This is a genomic window from Jatrophihabitans sp. (genome assembly GCF_051960575.1).
Lineage (GTDB): Bacteria > Actinomycetota > Actinomycetes > Mycobacteriales > Jatrophihabitantaceae > JBQCEE01.
Window position 1 is genome coordinate 1 of the sequence record NZ_JBQCEE010000042.1, and the last position, 5,840, is coordinate 5,840.

At 73.5% G+C, this 5,840-nt stretch carries 6 protein-coding genes; all 6 read left to right on the plus strand.

The window, feature by feature from the left end:
* On the plus strand, positions 1–802 hold an 802-nt coding region (locus tag ACTHMS_RS01970), incomplete at its 5' end, for an FAD:protein FMN transferase (RefSeq protein ID WP_440304998.1).
* A complete protein-coding gene (locus ACTHMS_RS01975) occupies positions 799–1,443 on the plus strand; it encodes a hypothetical protein (protein WP_440304999.1) in 645 nt (214 codons plus the stop codon). The genes ACTHMS_RS01970 and ACTHMS_RS01975, both read left to right, overlap by 4 nt.
* On the plus strand, positions 1,440–2,648 hold the full coding sequence (locus ACTHMS_RS01980) for an NADH-ubiquinone oxidoreductase-F iron-sulfur binding region domain-containing protein (RefSeq protein ID WP_440305000.1): 1,209 nt from the start codon (positions 1,440–1,442) through the stop codon (positions 2,646–2,648). Before ACTHMS_RS01975 ends, ACTHMS_RS01980 begins: the two co-directional genes overlap by 4 nt.
* Positions 2,645–2,875: a ferredoxin gene (locus tag ACTHMS_RS01985; RefSeq protein WP_440305001.1), complete on the plus strand. Its 231-nt coding sequence runs from the start codon at positions 2,645–2,647 to the stop codon at positions 2,873–2,875. Before ACTHMS_RS01980 ends, ACTHMS_RS01985 begins: the two co-directional genes overlap by 4 nt.
* A gap of 75 nt (positions 2,876–2,950) precedes the next feature.
* Entirely contained in the window at positions 2,951–3,598 is a 648-nt protein-coding gene (locus tag ACTHMS_RS01990; protein ID WP_440305002.1) for a hypothetical protein, read from the plus strand.
* A 135-nt stretch (positions 3,599–3,733) separates the two neighbouring features.
* Positions 3,734–5,818, plus strand: a complete 2,085-nt coding sequence (locus ACTHMS_RS01995; RefSeq protein WP_440305003.1) for an alkaline phosphatase family protein — start codon at positions 3,734–3,736, stop codon at positions 5,816–5,818.
* Positions 5,819–5,840 lie beyond the last annotated feature (22 nt).

Below are 5,840 nucleotides of genomic sequence, written 5' to 3' on the forward strand. Positions count from 1 at the left end.
CGAGTGCACCCGCTTCGACGACGACAGCGATCTGATGCGCGCGAACGCCGCGGGCGACGGGTGGGCGACGGTCGGCGCGCACTGCCTGGCCGCCGTCACCGAGGCCGCCGCCGCCCATGCGAGCACCGAGGGGCTGTTCGACCCGCGCGTGCTCGGTGCCCTGCGCCGGCTCGGGTACGAGGCGACCTTTGCCGAGGTGCGCGCACGCGACCGGATCGCGCCGGCCGTGCCGCTCGACGGGCGCTGGCGTCCGGGTATCGACCCGGCGCGGTCGGCCGTGCGCATCGGCGTCGACCCGATCGACCTGGGCGGCATCGGCAAGGGGCTCGCGCTGAGTTGGGCCGCCGACCGCCTGCGCACCGACGGTGCTGCCGAGTTCCTGCTGGACGCCGGCCGCGACTGTGTCGCCGTCGGCGGCGGCCCGGCCGGTGACGGGTGGCGCGTCGGCGTCGAGAACCCGGCCGGCGGCGAGCGTCCGGTGGCCGTGCTGCGCCTGTCCGACCGGGCGGTGGCCACCTCGTCCACGAGGGTGCGGCACTGGCGGGCCGGGGGACGCACGGTGCACCACCTCATCGACCCGCGCACCGGCGACTGCGGTGACACCACGCTCGCCGCGGTGACCGTCGTCGCCGAGGACCCGGCCGAGGCCGAGGTCTGGAGCAAGGTGCTGTTCCTGCACGGGGTCGACGCGATCGGCGCTGCCGCGGCCGAGCGTGACCTCGCCGCCGTCTGGGTCACGACCGGTGGTGCCGTGACGATCACCGGGCCGGCGCGACCCTACGTCGTCTGGCAGGACGCATGACCACGCTGCCGACGATGCGCGAACGCATCGGCCAGATCGGTGTCGTGACGAGCATGGCGCTCACCGGCCTGATCGTCGGGCTCACGATCACGGCCGTGCGTGGCAACCGGATGGCGCCGTGGATCGTCGGCCGGGCGACCGGCGTGTGCGCGTTCCTGCTGCTGGCTGCGCTGGTCGTGGTCGGCCTGACGCTCGCCCGTCCCGCCCGCCGCCAGCGCGGCGGCGCGCGTCCCGGCGTGATCCGGCTGCACATCGCGCTGGCGCTGTTCACGACGCTGTTCACGGCGGCGCACGTCGTCGTGCTCGGCACCGATCGGTGGGCCGGCGTGGGCTGGGTCGGCGCCGCGGTGCCGCTCGGCTCGGCCTACCGTCCCTGGCCGGTGACGCTCGGCCTCATCGCGCTCTGGATCTTCCTGCTGGCCGGGGTGTCGGCCGCGGTCGCCGGACGACTGCCCGGCCGCCTGTGGCGCCCGCTGCACCACCTCGGCCTCACCGCGTTCGTGCTCGCCTGTTGGCAAGGGTTCCTCGTCGGCGTCGACACCGGACGGCTCGTCGGGATCTACGCGGCGACCGGCGCGGCGGTCGTGCTGACCGCGGCGTCGCGGTGGTCGTCGCCGGCCCGGACCGGTGGACGGCCATGACGGCGCCGCTGCTGTTCCTCACCCCCGTCGACCTCGACGCGTCGACCGCGGGTGTCCCGCCCGACGGTGCGGCGCACACCGCCGCCCACGGACTCTGCGCGGCGCTGTCGACGGCCGACCTGCTCGACCGCGTCGCGGCCTCGGGGCTCACCGGGCGCGGCGGCGGGCAGCTGCCCGTGGCCGTCAAGTGGCAGCGGTACGGCGCGGGTGTCCGGCGCGTCGTGGCCAACGGGGCCGAGAGCGAACCCGACAGCCGCAAGGACGAGGCGTTGCTGCGGCTCCGCCCGCACCTCGTGCTCGACGGCCTGCTGACGGTGGGCGGCGCGTTCGGCGCCGACGAGGCGGTCGTCTGGCTGCACGCCGAGTCGGTGGCGGCGAGACGCGCGATCGAGACCGCGCTCGCCGAGCGGCGCGCGACGGGCGGGCTGCCGCTGCCCGTCACCGTGCGCACCACGCCCGGCCGGTACCTGGCGGGCGAGAGCTCGGCGATCGTCCGGGCGCTCGACGGCGGCCCGCTGCTGCCGGTGCTGCGCCGCCCCGCACCCGCGGGCCGGCCGGCCACCCGCCGCGCGGCGCTGGTGCACAACGTCGAGACGCTCGCCCGCATCGGCCTGCTCGCACGTGGCCGGGCCGCGGCGGCGACCGTGCTGCTCACCGTCGTCCGGCCCGACTGCCACACCGTCGTCGAACGGCCCCTCGACGGCTCGCTGGCCGAGGCGGTCGCCGACGTGACCGGCGGCGCCAGCCGGGCCGTGCTCGTCGGCGGGTACGGCGGTCGATGGGCGTCGTGGGCGCAGCTACAGGGCGTGTCACCCGCGGCGGCCCTGCGACGCGACGCGCCGGTGCCGCTGGGCGCCGGGGTGCTGCGGCCGCTCGGCGCGGACGAGTGCGGTCTGCGCGTGACCGCCGCGATCGCGCGCCACCTCGCCGACGAGGGCGCCGGGCAGTGCGGGCCGTGCCGGTTCGGCCTCCCGGCCCTCGCCGACGGCCTCGACCGGCTGCTGGCCGGCGGTCGCCGGGCCAGGGCGGCGCACCGGGTGCTCGGCGAGCACCTCGAACAGATCGCCGGACGCGGCGCCTGTCACCACCCCGACGGCGCGGTCGCGGTGGTCGCGTCCGCGCTGCAGGTCTTCGCCGCCGACGTCGACGCGCACCGCGCGCACCGGTGCGAGGTCGCGGACGTCGCCCGACAGGTGCCCGCATGACCGGCGCGAGCCCGATCGGGCTGCGCTGGGACGCCGCTGCGTGCGACGGCGTCGGCATCTGCCTGCACCTGGCCGACCGGCTGCTGACCGTGGACGCGTGGGGGTTTCCGATCGTGCCGCGGCGGCCGTTGACCACCCGTGCCGACCAGCGCGCCGCCCGGGCCGCGGCGCGTGCCTGTCCCCGGCGGGCCCTGTTCCTCGTCGAGGACGATCCGGCTCCCAGCTGATCTCAAGGTTCGCGGCAGGTGCCTGGCAGTGTGCGGTGGGAGGGTGGCTGCGAGCACCCTGGGAGGTCCCTGCGCATGGCGACGCACACGATGGCCGGATCGGCGGTCACGCCCGAGGCGGACACCGGTGTCCGCGGCAACGCGAGGCTCACCGCCGTCGCCGGACTGCTGCTCGCCGCCATGCTCCTGGTCGAGGGCGTCACCGTGCTCGACGTGCGCGGCATGATCACGCTGCACCTCTTCCTGGGCCTCATGCTCATCCCGCCGGTGCTGCTCAAGACCGCCGGCACCGTCTACCGGATGGGCTCGTACTACCGCGGCCGCGACGCCTACGTGCAGCGTGGTGCGCCACCGATCGTCCTGCGCCTCATCGGGCCGCTGGTGGTGCTCAGCTCGCTCAGCCTGCTCGGCACCGGGCTCTGGCTGCTGCTGCTCGACCGCCACGACGACGCCGTGCTCACCCTGCACCAGGCCAGCTTCATCGTCTGGGTCGTGCTGATGACCGTGCACTTCCTCGGCCACATCCGCGAGGCGGTCGTCGAGTCGTGGCACGAGGTGCGGCCGCGCTCCGGCGGCGACCCGGTCGCGCGCCGGCGGTCGGTGCGGCTGGCCGCAGTGGCGCTCAGCCTCGTCGCCGGCGTCGGGCTCGCGACGGCGTTGATGCCGTCGTCGACCGCGGCCTGGCAGCACCACGACAGATTCGGCCAGCGGTTCGACCACTGAGCGTCACCGCCTGTCACCGGATCGCGCATCGCAACCCTTCCTTCACCTGCCGTTCGGTTGGTGGCGACAACAATTCGCGCGCCCGTCATCGGCGCGTCTGTCCCGATGCGCCCGGTCGACCTAGCGTCGGAGGACGTGACATCTCCACGTCCGCGCCGCCTGCGCGCGAAGACCCTCACCTGTCTGGGCGGGATCGCGATCGCCGCCTCGTTCGCGGCCACCCTGCCCGCGAATGCCGACGCCCACCCGCCGGCACCGCCGAACCACATCACGCTGACCGCGAGCGGCACGCCCGTCGGTGCGGTCAAGCACGTGTGGTTGATCATCCTCGAGAACAAGTCCTACGACGCGACCTTCACGGGGCTGAACCAGAACAGCTACCTGTGGAAGACCCTGCCGTCGCAGGGCGCGCTGCTCACGAACTACTACGGCACCGGCCACTTCTCGCTCGACAACTACGAGTCGATGGTCAGCGGCCAGGGCCCGTCGCCGGCCAACCAGAACGACTGCCCCGTGTACGCCGACATGCAGGGGTCGGTGATCAAGGACAACGGGACGAAGGACGGCCCGACCACCGACCGCGGCCAGTTCGCCGAGACGGGCGCGCCCTACGCGAACCCGGTCGCCGGCGGCGCTGCCGAGGGTGCCCACGGCGGCACCGGTTGCGTCTACCCGGCGAGCGTGCCGACGCTGTTCAACCAGTTCGACGCCGCGGGTGTCAGCTGGAAGGGCTATGCCCAGGACCTCGGCAATGCCGAGCCCACACCGACGACGCCGAAGCACGCGGTCAACAAGTGCGGTGGCCCCGGTGACCCGTCCGGCGCCGGCATCGCGAACCCGGGCGCGGCCAACGCCACCGATCAGTACGTGCCGAAGCACTTCCCGTTCCCGTGGTTCGAGTCGCTGCTGAGCAACCAGGCCGACTGCAGCAGTTCGCAGATCGCGAACCTCGACGACCCGGCGAACGGTCTCGTCCACGACCTGCAGAGCCCGTCGACGACGCCGGCGTTCAGCTGGATCACGCCGAACAACTGCTCGGACGCGCACGACGCGATCTGCGCCGGCAACAACCTGTCCGGTGCCTTCGACGTCAACGGCAACCCGGTCTACCACCCGGCCGGCAAGGACGCGTACGCGCCGGAGGAGACCACGCCGACCAACTACACCGGCGGCCTCTACGCCAGCGACCTGTTTCTGAAGTACTACGTGCCGCTCATCGAGCAGTCGGCCGCGTTCAAGGACGGCGGTCTGATCGACATCACCTTCGACGAGGCGAACCCGCCGTTCGCGAACTCGAGCTTCGACAACGCGAACAACCCGGGCGGCACCGGTGTCAGCACGCCGGCCACCGCCGCGGGCTACGCCAAGTCGGACGCTGCCGGCGAGAGCTTCAACAGCTGGCACGGCCCGGTGAACAAGGCGATCGAGCCGGCCGGCCCGAACACCCCGCTGCTGCGCGACGCGAACGGCAACCAGGTCTACCCGGGCCCGGGTGACAGCGCGTTCATCGACCGTCCGGCCGACCTCTCGGGTGACGCGGCGCTCGATCCCCTCTACATCCGTGGAGGCGGCAACCTCACCCCGGGTCAGCGCACCGACAGTGTCGGCGTCGGTGGCATCACCGGCACCAACACGGTGATCGACCCGAACATCACGGCGCCGGACGCCGGCCGGAGGATCGTCGACGGCACGCCCGGGTTCGCCGCGAACTCCTGCGTCGGCCCGGTGACCGACGCCGGCCCGCGCTTCGACACCGGCAGCACGGCGGCCGCGACGAAGCCGGCGAGCAACCCGGCGAACAAGGCCTACGTCGGCTCGTTCCAGGTCGTCGACTGCACGACGAACGCGCCGGTGGCGCTGGCCGGCGATGTCGCGAGCGTGACGCTCGCGGCGGAGACCCCTGCCAACGACCCGCTGTACTCGTCGACGATCGAGACGCCGGGCGGCGGTGACACCGGTTCGGTGCTGATCAGCCCGCTGATCAAGCCGGGCACGGTCTCGAAGGTCTACTACAACCACTACAGCTGGCTGCGGACGATGGAGGACCTGTTCGACGTCGCCCACGGCAACCAGAAGCAGCCGATCGCCGGCGGTGCCGGTTCGGTGTCGCTCGGCCTCGACGACGAGGGGCACCTCGGCTTCGCGGCCCAGCCCGATCTGCGTACCTTCGGGCTGGACATCTTCACCAACGTGAAGCGTGGCCACGGGCACGACCGCTAGCCATCGCTGAGGACGGTGTGGG

Excerpts from the sequence above, each read along its gene's own strand:
- ACTHMS_RS01975 (WP_440304999.1), top strand. The coding sequence starts at position 799 with ATGACCACGCTGCCGACGATGCGCGAACGCATCGGCCAGATCGGTGTC.
- ACTHMS_RS01980 (WP_440305000.1), top strand. The coding sequence starts at position 1,440 with ATGACGGCGCCGCTGCTGTTCCTCACCCCCGTCGACCTCGACGCGTCG.
- ACTHMS_RS01985 (WP_440305001.1), top strand. The coding sequence starts at position 2,645 with ATGACCGGCGCGAGCCCGATCGGGCTGCGCTGGGACGCCGCTGCGTGC.
- ACTHMS_RS01990 (WP_440305002.1), top strand. The coding sequence starts at position 2,951 with ATGGCGACGCACACGATGGCCGGATCGGCGGTCACGCCCGAGGCGGAC.